This is a genomic window from Lyngbya aestuarii BL J, assembly GCF_000478195.2.
Classification (GTDB): Bacteria; Cyanobacteriota; Cyanobacteriia; order Cyanobacteriales; family Microcoleaceae; genus Capilliphycus; species Capilliphycus aestuarii.
On record NZ_AUZM01000258.1, the window covers coordinates 1 to 944 of the forward strand.

Sequence of the window (944 nt, forward strand, 5' to 3'; positions counted from 1 at the left end):
AATCCTATAAAAATAGTTATGTATTGGTGATGGAAGACTTTGGAGGAGTTTCCTTAAAAGAATGGGAACTTGGGGGAAAGTTAACATCGCTACAAGACTTTTTAAAAATAGCAATTTCCCTTTGTGATGCCCTAGAAATTTTGTATCGGGAGCGAATAATTCATAAAGATATTAAACCCGCTAATATTCTTATTCAACCTGAAACCTTACAAATAAAGTTGATTGACTTTAGCATTTCTTCTCAATTACCTAAAGAAATCCCAGAAATCGATAATCCAAATGTATTAGAAGGAACACTGGCTTATATTTCTCCTGAACAAACTGGGAGAATGAATCGAGGAATTGATTATCGGACAGATTTTTATTCTTTGGGTGTAACTTTCTATGAATTACTCATAGGAGAATTGCCATTTGAATCAAATGACCCAATGGAATTAGTACATTGTCATCTAGCAAAAATATTACCTTTAGTACATGAAATTAATTCAGAAATTCCACCTGTACTATCAAAGATAGTCAGTAAATTAATGGCTAAAAATACTGAAGATCGCTATCAAAGTGCATTAGGGTTAAAATACGATCTAGAAAAATGTTTAACTCAACTTCAAGAAACAGGTGAGATAAAAGACTTTGAAATTGGGCAACGGGATATCAGTGATCGCTTCCTTATTCCCGACAAATTGTACGGACGAGAAACCGAAGTCAAAACCCTTCTAGAAGCTTTTGAAAGAGTCAGTAATCCCCCCCGAGGTAAGGGAGGAGGTTCGGAAATGATGCTAGTAGCTGGTTTTTCCGGGATTGGCAAAACGGCAGTTGTTAACGAAGTTCATAAACCCATTGTCAGACAACGGGGTTATTTTATTAAAGGCAAATTCGATCAATTTCAACGGAATATTCCTTTCAGTGCATTTGTGCAAGCCTTCCGAGATTTAATGAGGCAATTA

General features: G+C 35.7%; 1 protein-coding gene. It reads left to right on the top strand.

The features are described 5' to 3' along the window. Nucleotides 1–944: serine/threonine-protein kinase (locus M595_RS27935; RefSeq protein WP_023069910.1), on the top strand; the 944-nt coding region annotated here is incomplete at both ends.